17 protein-coding genes are annotated in these 20,546 nt (G+C 61.1%); 6 read left to right on the top strand and 11 right to left on the bottom strand.

The features are described 5' to 3' along the window. Positions 1–99: 99 nt before the first annotated feature. Genes JUI81_RS00215 through JUI81_RS00225 form a run of 3 tightly spaced genes read right to left on the bottom strand, consistent with a single transcriptional unit; the run spans position 100 to position 4,513 of the window. The gene (locus JUI81_RS00215; RefSeq protein WP_157755471.1) at positions 100–1,107 is read right to left on the bottom strand and encodes a DUF3829 domain-containing protein; all 1,008 of its coding nucleotides are present in this window, start codon (positions 1,105–1,107) and stop codon (positions 100–102) included. Next, positions 1,104–2,813: a J domain-containing protein gene (locus JUI81_RS00220; protein ID WP_204123336.1), complete on the bottom strand. Its 1,710-nt coding sequence runs from the start codon at positions 2,811–2,813 to the stop codon at positions 1,104–1,106. Before JUI81_RS00220 ends, JUI81_RS00215 begins: the two co-directional genes overlap by 4 nt. Then, on the bottom strand, positions 2,810–4,513 hold the full coding sequence (locus tag JUI81_RS00225; protein WP_019578843.1) for a molecular chaperone HscC: 1,704 nt from the start codon (positions 4,511–4,513) through the stop codon (positions 2,810–2,812). Before JUI81_RS00225 ends, JUI81_RS00220 begins: the two co-directional genes overlap by 4 nt. Before the next feature lie 153 nt (positions 4,514–4,666). Between JUI81_RS00225 and JUI81_RS00230 the strand changes: the two genes are divergently transcribed. The 6 genes from JUI81_RS00230 (at position 4,667) to JUI81_RS00255 (ending at position 11,604) form a co-directional block, all read left to right on the top strand. Next, entirely contained in the window at positions 4,667–5,683 is a 1,017-nt protein-coding gene (locus JUI81_RS00230; RefSeq protein ID WP_204123337.1) for an AraC family transcriptional regulator, read from the top strand. Between the two features lie 168 nt (positions 5,684–5,851). Continuing rightward, entirely contained in the window at positions 5,852–7,516 is a 1,665-nt protein-coding gene (locus JUI81_RS00235; RefSeq protein WP_204123338.1) for an AMP-binding protein, read from the top strand. 16 nt (positions 7,517–7,532) lie between these two features. Next, positions 7,533–8,294, top strand: a complete 762-nt coding sequence (locus JUI81_RS00240) for an SDR family NAD(P)-dependent oxidoreductase (RefSeq protein ID WP_019578846.1) — start codon at positions 7,533–7,535, stop codon at positions 8,292–8,294. Between the two features lie 12 nt (positions 8,295–8,306). After that, entirely contained in the window at positions 8,307–9,500 is a 1,194-nt protein-coding gene (locus JUI81_RS00245) for an acetyl-CoA C-acyltransferase (RefSeq protein WP_018929130.1), read from the top strand. 172 nt (positions 9,501–9,672) lie between these two features. Beyond that, a complete protein-coding gene (locus JUI81_RS00250; protein WP_204123339.1) occupies positions 9,673–10,800 on the top strand; it encodes an acyl-CoA dehydrogenase in 1,128 nt (375 codons plus the stop codon). Between the two features lie 30 nt (positions 10,801–10,830). Beyond that, on the top strand, positions 10,831–11,604 hold the full coding sequence (locus JUI81_RS00255) for an enoyl-CoA hydratase (protein ID WP_204123821.1): 774 nt from the start codon (positions 10,831–10,833) through the stop codon (positions 11,602–11,604). A gap of 106 nt (positions 11,605–11,710) precedes the next feature. On the opposite strand, the gene JUI81_RS00260 is transcribed toward JUI81_RS00255, so the two are convergent. The 8 genes from JUI81_RS00260 to JUI81_RS00295 all read right to left on the bottom strand — a co-directional run bounded on the left by JUI81_RS00260 (position 11,711) and on the right by JUI81_RS00295 (position 20,540). Then, positions 11,711–12,862: an acyl-CoA dehydrogenase family protein gene (locus JUI81_RS00260; RefSeq protein ID WP_204123340.1), complete on the bottom strand. Its 1,152-nt coding sequence runs from the start codon at positions 12,860–12,862 to the stop codon at positions 11,711–11,713. Positions 12,863–12,865: 3 nt separating this feature from the next. Further along, a complete protein-coding gene (locus JUI81_RS00265; protein WP_204123341.1) occupies positions 12,866–13,972 on the bottom strand; it encodes an enoyl-CoA hydratase/isomerase family protein in 1,107 nt (368 codons plus the stop codon). A 345-nt stretch (positions 13,973–14,317) separates the two neighbouring features. Then, positions 14,318–15,013 carry an HPP family protein gene (locus JUI81_RS00270; RefSeq protein WP_026331637.1) on the bottom strand — a complete coding sequence of 232 codons (696 nt, stop codon included), beginning with the start codon at positions 15,011–15,013 and terminating at the stop codon, positions 14,318–14,320. Between the two features lie 160 nt (positions 15,014–15,173). Beyond that, a complete protein-coding gene (locus tag JUI81_RS00275; protein WP_018929136.1) occupies positions 15,174–16,352 on the bottom strand; it encodes an MFS transporter in 1,179 nt (392 codons plus the stop codon). 55 nt (positions 16,353–16,407) lie between these two features. Further along, the gene (locus JUI81_RS00280; protein WP_204123342.1) at positions 16,408–17,766 is read right to left on the bottom strand and encodes an MmgE/PrpD family protein; all 1,359 of its coding nucleotides are present in this window, start codon (positions 17,764–17,766) and stop codon (positions 16,408–16,410) included. 17 nt (positions 17,767–17,783) lie between these two features. Beyond that, a complete protein-coding gene (locus JUI81_RS00285) occupies positions 17,784–18,671 on the bottom strand; it encodes a polysaccharide deacetylase (RefSeq protein WP_019578853.1) in 888 nt (295 codons plus the stop codon). Then, complete coding sequence (locus JUI81_RS00290; protein ID WP_028940621.1) at positions 18,664–19,512, bottom strand: polysaccharide deacetylase; 849 nt, start codon at positions 19,510–19,512, stop codon at positions 18,664–18,666. The genes JUI81_RS00285 and JUI81_RS00290 overlap by 8 nt, the downstream gene beginning before the upstream one ends. 203 nt (positions 19,513–19,715) lie before the next feature. Then, positions 19,716–20,540 (bottom strand): ABC transporter substrate-binding protein, encoded by an 825-nt coding sequence (locus JUI81_RS00295; RefSeq protein WP_204123343.1) that lies wholly within the window; start codon positions 20,538–20,540, stop codon positions 19,716–19,718. Between the last annotated feature and the right edge of the window lie 6 nt (positions 20,541–20,546).

Genomic DNA, 20,546 nt, shown 5'->3' on the forward strand with positions numbered 1-20,546 from the left:
TAGATAGGGTGCTAATTTGTAACATGATGAAACTCATTCTCATATGCCAATAATTGACATTTGCCTGAACCTAAGCTGAACGCATTGTTAAAGCGTCATCTAAAGCAGTGAGTTCACCCGATCGTTGTAGACCTCGATCAACTGATCGTAGCGACGGCCGATTCGTTCGAAGTCATCACTCAACTGTTGCGGCGAGGCCTTGGCCGCCCAGTCGTCGTGCAGCTTGTTAACGGCATCCAGATAGTGCTTACCGGGCGAGCGCACATAGTTCCAGATGTTTTCCGGGTAATCGGCGTTGCTGGTTGCGGAGTTGGCTTGCATGTAACGGCTGCCGTCGTCCCAGGCCTGTTGCAGGGGGAGTGTTGCGTCGCTTAGATCACTGGCGGTAAAGGTGCGATCGCGAACACCGTTGTCGAGCTTGAGCATGAGGGTTCGCGCTTCCAGCATGTAGGTGAGGATGTGCGCGTACTTGAGTTGATCCCGGGTCTTGAGTTGCTCAAGCTGAACCTTGCGCAACCCCAGGTCCTCGGCATCAAGCTCACGGCGCAGTTGGTCAGAAGCGTTCAGGTAGTCATTGACGAGAGGAATAAACAGATTGTCGCGCTCGGCCTTATCCGCAGGGCTGACTGAATAGAGGGGCTTGGAGTTGAAAAAGTCGAAGCTCCTGGCAGCTTCGTTGGCGGCCGTCAGAGTCGTTTCAAAGCGATTTTGCAAGGCTAGCAACTCAGGTGCCGATTTTTGAAGATTGTCCTTTTGCAGCGTGTTCAACCGACAACCATAAGCATCGTGGACGCTTGGGTAGTTGAGCTGCTCGCGAACGCTGACCATCTGGTCGAAGTCTTCGGGAAAGCGCTTTTTCAAGGTTGGATCGACTGGGCGGTCCCGCTTCAGGTAGTTGGTGTATGCATGACGCCAGCGACCGTCGACTGAATTGAGGCAGGAAATCAACGGGCGAAGGGCGATGGACTTTTCTCGCTCGGCGAGGTCGGGTTGATGGATCCAGCGCTGAATCGGGGTCAGAAGAGTGCTTTGATGCTCTCTCAACATTCCGAGAAAGGTGATTGTCAGCACGGCGGTAATTGCGATTGCCTTAACGCGTTTGTTCATCGTTGCCCCTCCTGCGCGCCTGATTGCCCATACCATTGCTCCCGGGTGGGGGCGATCCGGCATTCCTGACGACTGTCGAGGGGGCCACTGCAACTGCGTTTGGGAAAAGGTTGCAATCCTTGATCCGGCCCCATCAACTGACTGCTGGCAACGATGTAAAACAGGAGCGTCAGACCAATGACCCCAATCATCAGAGCAATCGACGGTGCGGGTCCCAAGGCGGGTCGCCGAACCTTGGGGGGCTTGATGTGCAGCGTTTCTGGCCAGACGACACGGCTCAAAGCACCTAGCGTCAGTAGCACCACGATGTAGCTGACAAATGCCGGCGCGCCACAACAGGCCCATGCCCAGGCCCCCATCAGCCAGCAGGGCAGCAACTCGCGCAGCACCAGCGGTGCAGGGCGTCTGAAACTGAATCGAGGTGAAACAGCGCGACTCAAACGCACGTCCAATGACCAGAGTCGGTCCGCCATCGGGCGCCAGATCCACAGCAATGCCGCGCCGGGCGTAGCCAGCACGCACAGCCAGAACAACATCGCGGCAAAGCTTGCACCGATACCGGATCGATCACTGAGGTATTCGACGGCTGCCCAAGTGAGCGATGCGCCAAACAACCCGGCAAACATGGGCCAGGCCTGGAGGGGCTGAACGAGGGGCTTCCAGAAATACGGATCGCCGTTTGGCATTTCGCGGCATCGCGCCGGGGCCAGGCGCTGGAGCTTCGCACTAAGCATGCGGCAGGCATTCCAGTCCGCTTCAAAAAAACGCCGTGCGAAGGCGCTTCGCTCGGCGTCGGTCATCGGCGTCAGTAACAAACGTGCTGCGCGGCTCTGGGGCTCACGATCATTCAGGACGGCCAGGCGTTCCAGGGTTTCAATAAAAACCTGACTATCTCGGCGCTGTAACAGTGCCGTCCAATAAGGTGGCGGGCAACGCCCTTCGGTTTCGGCTTCGTTCGCGGCGGCGTCCCAGTGCTGATGTGTACACAGCGTTTCGAACACGTGCGTAGACCAAAAGCTCGAATCCACCAGTAAGCGAGCCAAGGTTTCATTAAACCAGTCGTGGCGTTCGAATGGCTGCAACCAGTCGGCTTGTTTGAGCGCCAGAAAACGCTCGATGAATGCGTCGGCCTGGCCAGCGTCAAGCAACTCGCGCAAGCACTTTTCCACATGATTGCAGTAAGCGTGAAGCAGCAACTCAAGCGCTTGCGGTGATAGATCCTGGCGTTGCCAGGCGCTGAACCAGTTGAACTGCTCCAGTCCCCAGGCTGCCAGCAACATTCTGTCGTCGCGCGGTGACAGGCACATCATCAGCAACTGATCTTCGAACTCCCGGCTGCAGTGAGACACGCGTGCCTGCGCCAGACGTTCATCGAGTCGGTCTACAGTAACGTCTTCCAGTAACTGCTCCGCCCGTTGCGCTCCGGCGTGCTGCTCGAACTGTATATGTTCCAGCTCGAAACTGGGCCCTGCGTCAAACGACGGTGCAGGTGGCTGAAGTTCAACCGTGGGTTCGCGCTGACTGAACGACGGTATCGCCGGTTCGCGGCGGCTCCATTCCATCGCCTGCTCGTAAGCTTCGCGCAGACGCTGAAAACCGCTCGGGTCTTCATCCGGACGGTGTACTTTGAGCAGCGTTGCGTATTGGCGTTTGATGCTGCGTGAATCGGCATCGGCTTCCAGCCCCAGAATGGCCCAGCAATTCATCGCCACAGGCCTTGTTCCAGTTCATCGAGCTGTTGCGTCAGTTGCAGGCGCAGATCGCGTATCGTTCGTTCGTCCTGAGTGTCGAGTATTTGCTTGAAGCGGTTGGCCATGTGATCGAGCCGTTGGCGCAAATCGCCGAGGCTTTCCTGATACAGCCGCTCAAGGCGCGCAGTCAGCAGGCTGTTGACCTGTTGTTCACGCGGATGAACCTTGAGGTTGGCCAGTGCGGCCAGGCGTTGCTGGATCTCTTTGGGGGCGAGTACGCCGGGATTATTTTCGATCACCAGCGTCCGGCGCTCGCCGGTGCGTTGTATCAGTGCCTCGGCTTCGAGCAGGCCGTTGTTATCGTAAGTAAAGCGTACGTCGATGCTGATCTCGCCAGCTCGCGCCACTGGCACTTCAATTTCCATTTCACCCAGGTGGATGTTTTCTTTTACCCAACGACTTTCGCCCTGAAAGATCTTCAGCAGCACGATACGTTGACTATCACGAAGAGTGCAGACCGTTTTGACCCGGCTCACGGGGACCACACAGTTTCGCTCGATGATGGGCAGGTAATGACCCGATTCCACGCCTTCGCCCACGCTGATCGCGGTTTCGATGCCAAGGGTGTATGGGCAAACGTCGGTCAATACCACCTCTTCGAGTGCAGCATCCCGAGCCTTGAGGGCTGCTTGCACCGCCGCACCCAGCGCAATCGATTCGTCAGGGTTAAGCGCAATCGAAGGAAACCGGCCGAACAATCCGGCGACCATCCGCCGGATCATCGGCATGCGGGTCGTGCCGCCCACCAGCAGGACTTCGTCCAGCTCCGATGGCCGAATGCGTGCATCGCGCAGTGCGGTTTCGATCGGCGTGCGCAGGCGCACGAGCAGCGGCGCGTAGAGTTCGGCCAACTGCGTCTGGGTGAACGTCTGCTCCCATTGACCGGCGCCATGGCGCAGGACGAAGGTCGCGCTGTCGGCCTGGCCAAGGGCATGACGCACGCGCTCGGCTTCGCGACGCAGGCGATGGGCGATATTCGGTTCCGTCAGTGAAGGCATGTCGCGATGGTTGGCGTGTGCTGTGACAAAGGCCTGAACCAGCACGGTGTCGAAGTCTTCCCCACCGAGAAAATTGTCGCCCGCGCTGGCGCGCACTTCCATGACGCCGTCGAACAGTTCGAGGATCGACACATCGAAGGTGCCGCCACCGAGGTCGAACACCAGAAACGAGCTGGCGCTGTCGCGCTGATGCAGTCCGTAAGCGAGGGCCGCGGCCGTCGGTTCGTTGATCAGCCGTTCGACCTTGAGGCCAGCCAACTCGCCAGCGATTTTCGTGGCTTTGCGTTGAGCGTCGTTGAAATAGGCGGGTACGCTGATCACCGCTTCAGTGACCGTTTCGCCATAACGGCGTTCGACGTCTTCCTTCAGACTGCGCAACACCAGTGCCGACAGCTCTTCCGGGCGGAACGAACGGGTGCCGAGACGAAGTTCATGAGCACTGCCCATGTGTCGCTTGAACAGTGCCGCCGTCAGGTGTGGATGAGTCTGCAAACGTTCCTTGGCAGCCTGACCGACCAGCACCCGGTTCTCGTCGTCAAGGCCCACCACGCTTGGGGTCAGCAGACTCTCCAGGGCGTTTGGAACCAGTTCGGGCGCGCCGTTGCGCCAAACGGCAACCAGGCTATTGGTGGTGCCCAAATCAATGCCGACGATCATAACGTTTACAACTCCATGTCCATTCGGGAATTCCCGGCAACAGCCTATCGGCCACAAAACCGGGTAATTGAGCCGGTTTCGCGCAAGACTGGCTTTTTACTCTGTGCTGCCTAAGATGGCCAACAGATTAACCAGTACACCCGAGTGACGTTTATGTCGGAAAAGGACACCATCTCCATTCAACTGGTGCGTGAAGCGCTGCTGCAAAGTTGCGCCCCGGGCGCCGCCACCGTAGAGGTGTTGAACAAGGTCGACATCGATCCGGCGCTGCTGGACAGCACCGACGCCCGTGTCCCGGCCACCGCCTATGCGCGCCTGTGGCGTTTGCTGGCCCGGCGTGGGGACGATGAGTTTTTTGGCATGGACCCGCGCAAGCTCAAGTCCGGCAGCCTGGAGTTTCTCTGTCGCTGCTCCATGGTTCAGCCAAGCCTGGCCGCCGGGCTGACCTCGGGCCTGAGCTTTCTGTCGTTGATGCTCGAACGCCTGCCCGCACAACTGGTTCGCCAGCAAAGCCTGGCGGAAATCGTCCTGCTGGAGGACGACGAAGAACCGCGCCGCGCCTTCACCTATTTCACTTATTGGATGATCGTGCACGGCGTTGCCTGCTGGCTGGCGGGCCGGCGGATTCCGATCCTGGCCATTGAATTGCGCTGCCCGGAGCCGGATTTTTGCGATGACTATCGAGTGATGTTTTCCGAGAACCTGCGATTCGACCGGCCACGCACGCGGATGATTTTCTCTGCCGATTGCCTCGATTTGCCGATCAAGCGCAGCGCTGAAGAGCTCAAGCGCTTTCTGGCCCATGCGCCGGCGAACATTCTGGTCAAGTACCGCGACCCTGAGAGCCTGTCCAGCCGGATCAAGCACGATCTGCGGCAACTGCCCGCCGAGCGCTGGCCGGAAACCGAAGCACTGGCGCAGCAACTGTGCATGTCGGCCTCAACGTTGCGTCGCCGCTTGGCCGAAGAAGGGCAGACGTATCAGGGGCTCAAGGACAGTGTGCGCAAGGAACTGGCCATCGTCTGGCTGGCCGAGCCGGCCATCAGCTTCGCTGAAATCGCCACTCGTTTGGGGTTTGCCGATGCCAGCTCGTTTTACAAGGCGTTTCGCAAGTGGTCGGGGTCCAATCCTGGGCATTATCGGAGTTTGATTCTTAACGAGGCTGACTGATCCGGATCCTGGGGGGCTGACGCCATCGCGGGCACGCCCTCGAACCTTGGCCAAACCAGTCACGCAACTTGATAGCTTTGACCATTGTCCCGCTCCCCGCGCAGAGCGAGTATTTCCCTGTTGATTACGGTTCCCCCAACCTAATAAAAATACAGAGGGATTCTGGCAATGCGCGATTACTTGTCTGCTACGTCACAGTTCAATTATCAGCACACCGTCGATGCCGCGCTCACAGGGTCGTTGACCGCGCTCAACGCCTGCGTCGAGTGTTGCGACCGGCATGCCTTGCCGGGGCGCATTGCGCTGTTCTGGGAAGGCCGCGACGGTAGCAGCGCGACCTATACTTTCAGCGACTTGCAGGACAAGGCCGCGCGCTTCGCCAATTTTCTGGTGGCCCAGGGCGTGAAGAAGGGCGACAAGGTCGCAGGCCTGCTGCCCCGCAACTTCGAATTGCTGATCACGGTGTTCGCCGCCTGGCGCATCGGTGCGGTTTATCAGCCGCTGTTCACCGCCTTCGGCCCCAAAGCCATCGAACACCGTCTGAACAGTTCCGGCGCCAAAGTGGTGGTCACCGATGCGGTCAATCGCCCGAAACTGGCTGAAGTGGCCGACTGCCCGACCATCGTCACCGTCGGTGGCACCAAGGGGCAGGGCATCGTGCGCGGCGACTTCAGTTTCTGGGCGGAACTGGCCAACTACTCCAGCGTCTGCGAACCGGTGTTGCTGACCGGCGAAGACCCGTTCCTGCTGATGTTCACCTCGGGCACCACCGGCCCGTCGAAAGCGCTGTCGGTGCCGCTCAAAGCCATTGTCGCCTTCCAGAGCTACACCCGTGACGCAGTGGACCTGCGCCCCGAAGACGCCTTCTGGAACGTTGCCGATCCGGGTTGGGCCTACGGCATTTATTTCGGTGTCACCGGGCCGATGGCGATGGGGCATCCGATCACCTTTTACGATGGCCCGTTCACCCTCGAAAGCACCTGCCGGGTGATCAACAAATACGGGATTACCAACCTCACTGGCTCACCGACCGCCTACCGCTTGCTGATTGCCGGTGGCGATGAGTTCGCCCGTTCGATCAAGGGCAAGCTGCGCATCGTCAGCAGCGCCGGCGAGCCGCTGAATCCGGAAGTGATCCGCTGGTTCGCCGACAACCTCGGCGTGGTGATTCACGACCATTACGGCCAGACCGAACTGGGCATGGTCCTGTGCAATCACCACGGCCTGGAACATCCGATCCACATGGGCGCCGCCGGTTTTGCCTCGCCGGGCCACCGTATCGTGGTGCTGGATGACGAATACAAAGAACTCGGCGTCGGCCAGCCAGGAATCCTGGCCATCGACCGCACCCAGTCGCCGATGTGCTGGTTTGGCGGTTACGAAGGCGTACCGACCAAAGCGTTCGTCGGCAATTATTACCTGAGCGGCGACACCGTCGAGTGGAACCCGGACGGCAGCATCAGCTTCGTCGGCCGCAGCGACGACGTGATTACCACCTCGGGCTACCGAGTTGGCCCGTTCGACGTGGAAAGCGCGCTGATCGAACACCCGGCGGTGGTCGAGGCGGCGGTGATCGGCAAACCCGACCCGGAGCGCACCGAGCTGGTGAAAGCCTTCGTCGTGCTCAGCCCGCAATACCGTGGCGAACCTGCGTTGGCCGAAGAGCTGCGGCAACACGTGCGCAAGCGTCTGGCGGCGCACTCGTACCCCCGTGAAATCGAATTTGTCAGTGAATTGCCGAAAACCCCAAGCGGCAAATTGCAGCGCTTTATCTTGCGCAACCAGGAAATCGCCAAGGCTCAAGAGGCCGCCGCGAAGAACGTTTCAGCTTGAATCCAAGGAAACAATGATGCAGATCGAAAACAAGGTTTTTCTCGTCACCGGCGGTGCTTCCGGCCTCGGTGCCGCCACCGCTGAAATGCTGGTGGCCGCCGGTGCCAAGGTGATGCTGGTGGACATGAACGCCGAAGCCGTCGCGGCCCAGGCTGCACGTCTCGGCGCGCAAAGCGTGGTAGCCGACATCAGCAATGAAGCGGCGGCAGAAGCAGCGGTGCAGGCGACGGTCAAAGCGTTTGGCGGGCTCAATGGCCTGGTCAATTGCGCCGGTATCGTCCGTGGCGAGAAGATCCTTGGCAAGACCGGCCCCCATGCCTTGTCCAGTTTCAGCCAGGTGATCAACGTCAACCTGATCGGCAGTTTCAACATGCTGCGCCTGGCTGCTGCGGCGATTGCCGAGACCGAAGCCGATGCAGACGGCGAGCGCGGGGTGATCATCAACACCGCATCGGTGGCGGCCTTCGACGGCCAGATCGGCCAGGCCGCGTATTCGGCGTCCAAAGGCGCGATTGCCAGCCTGACCTTGCCTGCCGCCCGTGAACTGGCGCGCTTCGGCATCCGCGTGATGACCATCGCACCGGGCATTTTCGAAACGCCGATGATGGCCGGCATGACCCCGGAAGTACGTGATTCACTGGCTGCTGGGGTGCCGTTTCCGCCACGCCTGGGCAAGCCGAGCGAGTACGCCGCGCTGGCCAGGCATATCATAGAAAACAGCATGCTCAACGGCGAGGTGATCCGTCTCGACGGTGCCTTGCGCATGGCCGCCAAATAAGGAGTATTTGTCATGACACTGTCCAACGATCCGATTGTTATTGTCAGCGCCGTCCGCACCCCGATGGGCGGTTTCCAGGGCGAACTGAAAAGCCTGACCGCGCCGCAACTGGGCGCTGCTGCGATTCGTGCCGCGGTCGAACGCGCCGGTATCGCCCCTGAATCCGTCGAAGAAGTGCTGTTCGGCTGTGTGCTCTCCGCCGGCCTCGGCCAGGCCCCGGCGCGACAAGCGGCACTGGGCGCCGGGTTGGATAAATCGACCCGCTGCACGACGCTGAACAAAATGTGCGGCTCGGGCATGGAAGCGACGATCCTGGCCCACGACATGCTGATCGCCGGCAGCGCCGACGTAGTGGTCGCTGGCGGCATGGAAAGCATGTCCAACGCGCCGTACCTGCTGGACCGCGCCCGCAGCGGTTACCGCATGGGCCATGGCCAGGTGCTCGATCACATGTTCCTCGACGGCCTCGAAGACGCCTACGACAAGGGCCGCCTGATGGGCACCTTTGCCGAGGATTGTGCCGAGACCAATGGCTTCAGCCGTGAAGATCAGGACGCGTTTGCCATCGCGTCGACCACCCGCGCCCAACAGGCGATCGAGGAAGGTAGTTTTAACGCCGAGATCGTGCCGCTCACCGTGACGGTCGGCAAGCAGCAAGTGCTGATCAGCCACGACGAACAACCGCCGAAAGCCAAACTGGACAAGATCGCCTCGCTGAAACCGGCGTTCCGTGAGGGCGGCACCGTGACGGCGGCGAACTCCAGTTCGATTTCCGACGGCGCGGCGGCACTGGTGCTGATGCGCCGTTCCGAAGCCGAGAAACAAGGCCTTAAGCCGCTGGCAGTGATTCACGGTCACGCGGCGTTTGCCGACACCCCGGGGCTGTTCCCGGTGGCACCGGTGGGCGCGATCAAGAAGCTGATGAAGAAAACCGGCTGGTCACTGGATGAAGTCGAGTTGTTCGAAGTCAATGAAGCCTTCGCCGTGGTGAGCCTGGTGACCATGACCAAGCTGGAAATCTCCCACGAGAAGATCAACGTCCACGGCGGTGCCTGTGCCTTGGGCCATCCGATTGGTGCGTCCGGCGCGCGGATCCTCGTCACCTTGCTCTCGGCCCTGCGCCAGAAAGGCCTGAAACGCGGCGTAGCGGCGATCTGCATCGGCGGCGGCGAAGCAACGGCCATGGCCGTGGAATGCCTGTACTGAGGCTGACGCCAATCCCTGTGGGAGCGGGCCTTGTGGCGAGGGGGCTTGCCCCCGTTCGAGTGCGCAGCGCTCGCAGATTCTTGGGTCCGCTGCGCGGCCCAACGGGGGCAAGCCCCCTCGCCACAAGGCTCCCACAGGTCTTGCGTTTCAACTTGAATTTTAAGGAATTGGCATGATCCCCAACGACGAACAACTTCAGATCAGCGACGCGGCCCGGCAGTTTGCCCAGGAACGGCTGAAACCGTTCGCCGCCGAATGGGACCGCGAACATCGCTTCCCCAAGGAAGCTATCGGCGAGATGGCCAACCTGGGCTTCTTCGGCATGCTGGTGCCGGAGCAGTGGGGCGGTTGTGACACCGGTTACCTGGCTTACGCCATGGCCCTGGAAGAAATCGCTGCCGGCGACGGCGCCTGCTCGACCATCATGAGCGTGCACAACTCGGTGGGTTGCGTGCCGATCCTCAAGTTCGGTAACGACGACCAGAAAGAACGTTTCCTCAAACCGCTGGCCGGCGGCGCGATGCTCGGTGCGTTTGCGCTGACCGAACCGCAAGCCGGCTCCGATGCCAGCAGCCTGAAAACCCGTGCCCGGCTGGAAGGCGATCACTACGTGCTCAACGGCTGCAAGCAGTTCATCACTTCCGGGCAAAACGCCGGGGTGGTGATTGTGTTTGCGGTGACTGACCCGAGTGCCGGCAAACGCGGGATCACCGCGCTGATCGTGCCCACCGATTCGCCGGGCTATAAAGTCGCGCGGGTCGAAGACAAGCTTGGTCAACATGCCTCCGATACCTGCCAGATCCTCTTCGAGGATGTGAAAGTGCCGGTGGCCAATCGACTGGGTGAGGAGGGCGAAGGCTACAAGATCGCCCTGGCCAACCTCGAAGGCGGCCGTGTCGGTATCGCCTCGCAATCGGTGGGCATGGCCCGTGCGGCGTTCGAAGCGGCCCGCGACTACGCCCGTGAACGCGAGAGCTTCGGCAAGCCGATCATCGAGCACCAGGCGGTAGCGTTCCGCCTGGCCGACATGGCCACCCAGATCGCCGTGGCCCGGCAGATGGTGCATTACGCGGCGGCATTGCGCGACAGCGGCAAACCGGCGCTGGTCGAAGCGTCGATGGCCAAGCTGTTCGCCTCGGAAATGGCCGAAAAGGTTTGTTCCTCGGCGTTGCAAACCCTTGGCGGTTACGGTTACCTGAACGACTTCCCGCTGGAGCGGATCTACCGCGACGTGCGGGTGTGCCAGATCTATGAAGGCACCAGCGACATTCAGCGCATGGTCATTTCGCGCAATCTTTGAGAAGGAGTCCCGTCTGTGAGCAATAAAGAGCTGAACTACGAAACGATTTTGCTGGAAACCCACGGCCGTGTCGGTCTGATCACCCTCAACCGTCCGCAAGCCTTGAACGCGTTGAATGCCCAAATCGTCAGTGAACTGAACCACGCCCTCGATGGCCTGGAAGCCGATTCGAACATCGGTTGCATCGTGCTGACCGGCTCGAAAAAAGCCTTCGCCGCCGGTGCCGACATCAAGGAAATGGCCGAGCTGACCTACCCTCAGATCTACCTCGATGATCTGTTCAGCGACAGCGATCGCGTGGCCAATCGCCGCAAGCCGATCATTGCCGCGGTCAACGGTTTCGCCTTGGGCGGTGGCTGTGAACTGGCGCTGATGTGCGACTTCATCCTGGCCGGCGACAATGCCAGATTCGGCCAACCGGAAATCAACCTCGGCGTATTGCCGGGCATGGGCGGCACCCAGCGCCTGACCCGCGCCGTGGGCAAGGCCAAGGCCATGGAAATGTGCCTGAGCGGGCGCTTGATCGATGCGGTGGAAGCCGAGCGTTGCGGGATCGTGGCGCGCATCGTGCCGGCGGATGATCTGGTGGACGAAGCGCTGAAAGTCGCGGCGCTGATTGCGAAGAAATCACTGCCGATTGCGATGATGATCAAGGAAAGCGTCAACCGCGCCTTTGAAGTCAGCCTGTCGGAAGGCGTGCGTTTTGAACGCCGGGTATTCCATGCGGCGTTTGCCACCCAGGATCAGAAAGAAGGGATGGCGGCGTTTATTGCCAAGCGTGAGGCCGAATTCCAGGGTAAGTAATCCATTGACCTAAAAAGATCGTCCGAACGCGGCCCGAGCCTTCGGCAGCTCCTACAGGCGTACACAAAACCCTGTAGGAGCTGCCGAAGGCTGCGATCTTTTGCTTTTAGACCAGGTAGTTCTTCAGTTCCCGGGCAATCACCATTCGCTGTATCTCGCTCGACCCTTCATAAATTTGCGTGATCCGCGCATCCCGGTAGTAACGCTCCACCGGGTAATCCTCCAGATACCCATACCCGCCATGAATCTGGATCGCCGACGAGCAGACCTTTTCCGCGATCTCCGAAGCAAACAATTTGGCCTGTGAAGCCTCCGACAGGCACGGCTTGCCGGCACTGCGCAAGCGCGCGGCGTGCAGGATCAACAGGCGCGCGGCGTTCAGTCGGGTCTGCATGTCGGCCAGCATATTGGCGATGCTCTGGTGTTCGATGATCGGCTTGTCGAACTGCACCCGATCCCGCGCGTAAGCCAGCGCCGCTTCGAACGCCGCACGGGCGATGCCCAGCGCTTGCGCGGCAATGCCGATGCGGCCGCCTTCGAGGTTGGAGAGGGCGATGGCCAGGCCTTTGCCGCGTTCGCCCAGCAAATTGGCTTCAGGGACGGTGCAGTTGTTCAGGGTGACGGCGCAGGTGTCGGAAGCGCGGATGCCCATCTTGTGTTCACTGCGGTCGACGATGAACCCCGCTGTTTCGGTCGGCACCAGGAATGCCGAGATGCCACGCTTGCCCAACTCCGGATCAGTCACGGCGAAAACGATTGCCAGCTTCGCCCGTTTGCCGTTGCTGACGAATTGCTTGGCGCCGTTGATCACCCACTGGCCGTCGCGCAGTTCGGCGCGGGTGCGCAGGTTATGGGCTTCGGAACCGGCTTGCGGTTCGGTCAGGCAGAAGCAACCGATGGCCTGGCCGCTGGCGAGATTCGGCAGCCATTCCTGTTTTTGCTCTTCGGTGCCGTAATTGAGCACCGGCCCGCAGCCGACAGAGTTGTGGATGCTCATTAGCGCGCCGGTAGCGCCATCACCGGCGGAAATCTCTTCCACCGCCAGCGCGTAGGCCACGTAGTCGACATAGGTGCCGCCCCATTCCTCGGGCACCACCATGCCCAGAAGACCCAGTTCCCCCATCTTCGCCACCAGACCGTCATCGATCCAGCCGGCCTTTTCCCAGGCTTGTGCGTGGGGCGCGATTTCGCCGCGGGCAAAATCCCGGGCCATGTCGCGGATCATCACTTGTTCTTCGCTCAATTCGATATCGTGCATGGCTCAGCTCCCGCTCTGGTCAAACCCGGTGAAAAAACTCGCGACGTGCTCGGCGTCCAGCGCCTGCAAGGTTGGCGGATTCCAGCGCGGGTTCTTGTCTTTGTCGATCAGCAAGGCGCGCACGCCTTCGATCAGGTCGCCGCGTTCGAACCACTGGCGATCCAGGTGCAGTTCGAGGGCGAAGCACTGTTCCAGGCTCAGGTGCCGACCGCGCCGCAGCATTTCCAGGGTCACGCCCATGGCCAGTGGTGAACGGCTTTCCAGCAAGTCGGCGGTGGTCATGGCCCACTCATGGCTGTCGGCGACGGTCACTGCACGCAGCTGTTCCACCATACTCGGCACATCGGGCAGGGCGAAGAAGTGGTCGATGACCGGCCGCAGCGCCGCCAGCGGCGCTACCGGCAGTTGCTGCACGGCGAGTTTCGCCAGCGCGCCTTGCAGGTCCTTGAGCGGGGTGTCGTGCCATTCCAGATGGTCGAGTCGCTCGTCCAGCTCGCCCAGGCTGGCGCTCTCCAGATACCAGTCGGCCAGGCCGCAATAAAGCGCATCGGCGGCGCGGATCTGTACGCCGCTGACGCCGAGATAGATGCCCAGCTCACCGGGAATACGCGGCAGGAAGTAACTGCCGCCGACGTCCGGGAAATAACCGATGGCCACTTCCGGCATCGCCAGGCGACTACGCTCGGTGACCACTCGCAAGTCGGCGCCTTGCACCAGGCCCATGCCGCCGCCCAGGACAAAGCCGTCCATCAAGGCCAGGATCGGTTTGCGGTAGTGATGGATCGTGAGGTCGAGGGCGTATTCCTCGACGAAGAAATCTTCGTGCAGCGTGTCGCCGCTTTTGAAGCTGTCGTACAGCGAGCGGATATCGCCGCCGGCACAGAAGGCTTTCTCGCCAGCACCGCGCAACACCACCGCATGCACCTGCGGATCCTGTGCCCAGGCATCGAGTTGCTGTTGCAGGCTGCGGACCATGTCCAGGGTAATGGCGTTGAGGCCGGCGGGGCGGTTGAGGGTCAGGTGACCGATGTGATTGCGAACCTCGGCCAACACTTCGTTTTGCGTGGCATCCATGGACGGTGTCCCCGGGGATGAAACCTGAGCAGTCATCACTAACTCCCTGCTTTTATTGTTCTTTATAGAGAAGCTCGCGCGCGAGCGATGCAGGATCGTAACAGTGCAAATTTGCCCTGTACAACCGAGATACGTGCAGGTTCTTTCTGCATTTTTACCTTAGTGCAAAATCAACAGATCGCAGCCTTCGGCAGCCTGACACCGTTTTGAATCAACCTTGAATTTGTGGCGAGGGGGCTTGTCGGATCGCCGCACCGTCCCGTTCGACTGCGCAGCAGTCGCAGATAAGGGCAATGAGGTATGCCTGGAAAAACTCGTTAGCAGGTTTTGGGGCCGCTTCGCGACCCAACGGGGGCACGCCCCCTCGCCACAAAGATGCCTTTAGGTTCTGCTGCTCAGCACTTCACCGATACTGCGGCGCTTGGCATGCAATTCACTGGCATGAATCAACTGCTCGAGGTCTTCAGGGGTGACGTCGTAGAAGGCCTCCATGTCGGCGAGTGCCCGTCGCAGATCTTCGGCGGTGATCGCCTGGCTGTCGGCCGCGGGCATTAGCGGGGCCGGTTCGGCGGGACGCTTGGGGTAACGAATGCGCGTGAAGTTGTTGTACGCCAACGCGCTGAGCAGCATCGTCGAGCCGCTGAGCATCACCGGGCCGAGGGCTTTCCAGTCCATGGCGATGGTCGCCGGGTCTGCCAGCACCATCAGCAGCGCCAGCGCCCCGGCGGGTGGGTGCAGGCAACGCAGCCAGCACATCAGAATCAGCGCCATGCCCGCCGCGAGGCAGGCGCTGCCGAGGGTGCGGCTGAGTACGTGAGCGACCAGCAGCGAGATCACCCCCGCGCAGAGGTAACCGCCAAGAATCGACCACGGCTGGGCCAGCGCGCCCGAGGACACGGCGAACAGCAATACCGCCGACGCGCCCAACGGACCGATCAGGTGCAGCGCCACATCGATGCCGAACACCTGGCCGCACAACCAGACACTGAACATCGTCCCCATGGCCATGCCGATGGCGGCACGGCTCCATTCGGAGGGGCGGGTGTTGATGGCGGCGGGCAACCAGTGAGCGAGCATGACGAACATCGATCCTTTGACAAAAACCAGGGCAAAAAAAAGGCTTGTCCGGATACCCGGAAAGCCCTTGAAGTGGTTCCAACTATTGGGGGAGGAACGGCGAACAGTGTGCCGGTCATTACCGATACTGACAAATTCATATTAATGCAGCTTCAATGCATTATTTTTGCAGTATCGCGACGCGTCGACCGCTCATGAAACAGAGAAAACCGCCCATCGCCGTCAACGCGCTCAGGGCGTAGAACATGGTGGGCGCGGGCGTGTGCATCAGCAGGAAGCCGCAGATCACCGGGCTCAGTGCGCCGCCGAGGGCCGCAAGGTTCTGCGCGCCGTAGTAGCTGCCGCGCAGTTCTTCCGGGGCCAGGGTGTCGACGAAGAGGAATTCGGCCGGGTAAATGATCATTTCGCCGAGGGTGAAAATGAACATTGCGATGCACCAGCTCACCAGGCTGTCGGCCAGACTGAAACCGATCAAGCCGAGGATGAACAGGCTGCTGCCGCCGACAATCCAGTAACGCAGTTGTTCGCGCTTGAGAAACCGGCCGATCTGGTATTGCAGCAGGATCACGCTGATGGCGTTGCAGGCGAGCAGGGCAGCCATGGTTTCCAGCGCACGTTTGGAATCATGGGTCACCAGCAGGTATTGCGACAGGTACAAGGTAAAACGCCCGTGGACCACGGTGCTGAGCAGGCAGCCGCAGGTGAACATGATCAGCGTGCGGTCGTTTTTCAGGGTGACCAGGGTCTTGAGAAAGTTTTGCGGCTGACCGATGGCGGGTACCTGGGCCGGGTCTTTGGGAATCCCGCTCATCAGGAAAATGCTGAAGAACGCGATGCCGCCGGCGATCAGGAACGGGGCAATCGGGTACACGCCGGCGATCACCACGCCGAGCATCGGGCCGGTGGCGTAACCGATATTGGTCAGGGTGTAGCGCAGCGAAAAAGCCTTGGCGCGTTGGCCCATGGGCAGGTTGTCGCTGAGAATCGCCTTGGACCCGATCAGAAACAGCGCCGAGGCGGTTTCAGTGATCACCAGGGTGGCGGTGGTCAGGTAGAGGTTTTCGGCAAAGGTCAGCAGCACGAATCCGATGGCGCTGGAGAGCATGGCCAGGATCAGCAGCCGGCGCTTTTCGAGGCGGTCGATGATGTAACCACCATAGAGCGCGAGCAGGGTGGCGATGAACACCGCAATCCCGAGCAGCAGGCCGACGTCCTGTTGGTTGAGGCCGAGCTTGGTGCTCAGGAACAGCGTGAGCAACGGGCTGGTGATGGCGCGACTGACGACGATGGTCAGCGAGCAGATCATCAGCCGGCGGATAACGAGGGAGTAAGTGGCCACGGTGGGGCAAATGTCCTTATTCAGATTCTGTGGTGTTCGACGCGCAACGCCAGGCTCAACTCAGCCACCGATCAAGCGCCCGAACCGACTCCAGTTCTTCCAGCCGCCACAACTGCTCCAGCAGCTCTTTTGCCTGCTGTAGCGGTATCACCCGCCCGGCCAGGCTGAAGAATTTCTCCTCCAGCGCCGCATCACTCAGCGGATTGCCCGGAGCACCCAAGGGCACCTCAACGCACAGGCTTGCTTGCCGACCGTCCACGGTCCGCACGCTGACGACAGGCTCGCCATCCTCGGATAGTTGCGGGTCGACTTCAAGGCGAATACGCGACATCCAGTGCGCAATCCGCGGGTGGCGGCGTTGTTCATCGTCGTAGGCTTCCAACCGGCAATGCCCATGGACCAGCCGGGCCGCCAGGGCATAACGCAGGCTCATCTGCGCCGCCGGCAACGTGCTGACGTCCTGGCCACCGCACATGTCCTGAAGGAATCCGCACAGCGACACCTGAACGTCCTCGATCTGATCGACGCTGATCTGCAATTGACCGAGCAACAGGCCCAATGCATCGATCGCCGAATGGGTCCCACGGCATGCCGCATAAGGCTTGATCGAGCAGCGGGCGAGTTTCCAGACCCGGCCCAGTTCAGCGTCCAACGCCTCGGGCACGGCGGTGTCCGCCGCGAGGGTCTTGAGGAAGCCGCCCCAGACATCATCGAACAGTTTTGTCGGGCCGGTGATGCCTTGTTGAGCAAACCGCGCGGCCAGCAATCCACCTTCGGCGGCGCGTCCGCTGTGGAGTCTTTTGCTTTGCGAACCGTCATGGATAAACGCCCACAGACCACCGCTGAAGCTGCCGGCGATGCCCAGTGCCGACAAGGTTTGTTGCGCATCCAGCCCCAGAATCCGTGCACTGGCCGCCGCCGCGCCAAACACTCCGCACGTCGCCGTGGAGTGCCAACCGGCGCCGTTATGGGCCGAGTAACTGCCGCAGGCTTCGAGCACCCGACGGCCGATTTCGTAGCCGATCACCACGGCAGTGATCAGTTCGCGGCCGTCCACGGACGCTTCAGAAACCGATAGCGTCGACATCGATAGCGCCGCCATCACCGCCGGCAGCACCACCGCGCCGGAATGGTCGCAGCCGCCGGTGTCGTCCAGCTCCAGGGCATGCGCGGCGATACCGTTGAGCATGGCGGCTTGCGCCGCGCCGACTCGCTGATCGGTGCCCCAGACCAACGTGCTGCCGACTTCCCCCTTGAACACCTGACGCGCCTGTCTGGCGACATCGCTGCCGGCTCCGGCCAGGGCTGCACCGAAGGTGTCGAGAATGTGCCGCTTGGCTTGCTCCACCAACTCAGCCGGTAAATCTTCGAAACGGGTATCGACGCAGAACTGCGCCAGCCGCGCCATTCGCATAACCCCATCCTGATCTCTCATACGCCGTAATCCCGATAATGACGCTCGTACACAGCGGCCGGGTGATCCTCGGTCACCGGTGCTGCCGACTCGGCCCACCACTGAGCCACTTCGGCACCGGTGGCGATCCACACGTCATCGTGCTGCTGAATGCTTTGCAGCAATTCACGCAACACGCCGATCCGCCCTGGCGTGGCGATGATTTCCGGGTGCAGCCGCAGCACATAACACAGCCCGAACCGGTGGAACCCGGCGAAGTCCATTTGCAGGTTCCCCAGCGTGTGGCTGTAAGAGGCGATGCGCGATTGCGCCGGCGGCACCGCCGGGCTGAGGTTGAAGGCGAAGTAGGGCTCGTCCTCCAGTTCGTAGTGCAACGGCAACTCGATCACCTCGGGAGCCGTCGGGTGGGCGAAGGGTAAATCATCGCCGCGCCATGACGAGGACCAGCGGATGCCGTGCTCGCGCAACGCCTCGATGAAGCCCGGTGCGCCATTGCCGGCCGGAATGCGAAAGCCTGTCGGACGCTGACCGGTCAGCGCGCTCAAGGCCGCGCAGCCCTTGGCGATTTCGGCGCTTTGCTCGGCCAGGGTCAGGTTGTCGTAGTGCTGATGGCGATAACCGGCGCAGGCAATCTCGTGCCCGCCGGCCTGGATCGCCCGGAGGTGTTGCGGGTTTTCCTCGGCGACGATGCCGGGCACGAACCAGCTGCTGGAAACCCCCAGCTCTTCGAACAACCCAAGCAAACGCTCGACCCCGCGCTGGGTGCCGTAGCGCCACACCGACAAGGTCTTGTCGCGCCCGGCGACTTCCGGCGCCTGGGTGAGGATGCCGTGGATGTCGTTGTAATCGACGGTCAGCACCACGGCGCAGCGGTAGCCGTTGGGCCAGACAATGGAATCAGCCATGGTGATGCTCCTTCAGCCACCAGTGGGCGACATCGCGGCAGGTAGCGAACCACACGTCGTCGCGCTGGCGCATGTGTTCGAAGAGTTGTTCCAGCAACAGGATGCGTCCCGGTTTGCCGGTGATCTTGGGATGGAACAGGGTGGTCAGGCACAGGCCTTCAGCCATGGCGCCATCGAACTCGCGGCACCAGTTATCGAGGGTCAGTTCGTAGCTGGCGGTACGGTCCAACCCGGAAGGGAAGTCCGGCGCACGGGTGTAGGCGAGGGAGGCGTAGTCGTCCATTTCCCAGCGGCCGGGGATTTCCACCAGTGGTGTATCGAAGCCCGGCACCTTGACCAGGTAGGGCCGATCATCGCCGCGCATGCTGCTGGAATAGGTCACGCCGGCTTCCACCAGCATGGCCGGCGTTTCGGCCCGCCAGTCGCCCGATGGCGTGCGGAAACCTTCAGCGCGGATGTTCAGGTACTTCCAGAACACCTCGCGGGATTTGTGCATCACATCCTTCTGCTGTTCCAGCGTCAGGGCGTAAAAAGATTCGTGTTTGTAGCCGTGATAGGCCACCTCATGCCCGCGCTCGACAATCGCCTGGCACTGTTTCGGCCAGTTCTCCACGACCCAGGCCGGGACGAAAAACGTGGTCGGGATGCGGAACTCATCCAGCAGATCGAGAATCCGCGGCAGCGCCCGATAAGGGCCGTAACCGCCGAAACCGAAATACTCGGGCTTGCGCCAGATCGAGCCGTTGAGCATGGCATCGCCAGTGGGGCCATCGAGGTCGAAGGCCAGGGCGAGGCAGGCCTGGTGCTGGTCGGGCCAGGTGGGTTGCAGCGAGGAGGACATCGTATGGCGCTCCAGAATTAATAGTTGAAACACCCGTAGCAAGCTGCCGAGCCCGCGAGGCTGCGTTCGGTGTGGGCCGCATTCGGACGCAGCCGTCGTGAATTCAAACTACGCGGTGTTTCAGGAAGACCTCGCGTGCAGGGTTTACGACGGCTGCGCCGCCGAACGCAGCCTCGCAAGCTCGGCAGCTGCTACGAACCGTGTTATTTCCCGGCGTTAATGGTCACGGTCTTGATCGCGCCCAGTTCCAGGTCCCATTTCTTCAGGATCGCCTGGTAGCTGCCGTCATCGATCATGCTTTGCAACGCGACTTTCACCGCTTCGCTCAGCTCAGGTTTTTTCTTGCTCACACCCATGCCCGAGAACTGCTTGGAGATCGGCAGGCCCACGGTTTTGTACATGTCCTTTTCCTGGGTCTTGAGGTACGGCAGGGTTTCGCTGCCTTGCATGGCCGCGTCGATACGGCTCTGACGCAATTGCGCACGGGCGTCGGCCGAGCCCTCGGTGCCGATCACGTTGATCGCGGGTTTGCCGGCGGCTTCGCAGCTTTCCTTGCTCCACGCGGCGATTTCCGCCGGGAAGGTGGTACGGCGGCTGGTGCCGACTTTCTTGCCGCACAAGTCGACGATCTCGTTGGTGTCCTTGTTTTTCTGCAAGGTGTAGAACTGCGGACCGCTGGTGAAGTAGTCGACAAAAGTCACGCTGGCCTGACGCTCGGCGGTGTCGGTCATGCCCGACAGCACCATGTCCACGCGGTCGGTCGTGAGCGCGTTGATCATTTGCTCGAAACCGGTTTCCTGCCATTTGATCTTCACGCCCAGACGTTCGGCCAAGGCGTTGCCCAGGTCATAGTCAAGGCCGGTGAGGGTGTTGGTGGCCGGGTCCTTGAAATCCATCGGCGGGTAGTTCGGCATGATCGCTACCACGATCTCGCCCTTGTCCTTGATGCTGGCCGGCAACTCGGCAGCGAAGGCGAAACCGGATGCCAGGGCGCTGGCAAGTACTGCTGGGATGACTAGGTTCTTCATGGTCGT

The sequence above is a fragment of the Pseudomonas sp. 008 genome (assembly GCF_016861935.1).
In the GTDB taxonomy this organism is placed as follows: domain Bacteria; phylum Pseudomonadota; class Gammaproteobacteria; order Pseudomonadales; family Pseudomonadaceae; genus Aquipseudomonas.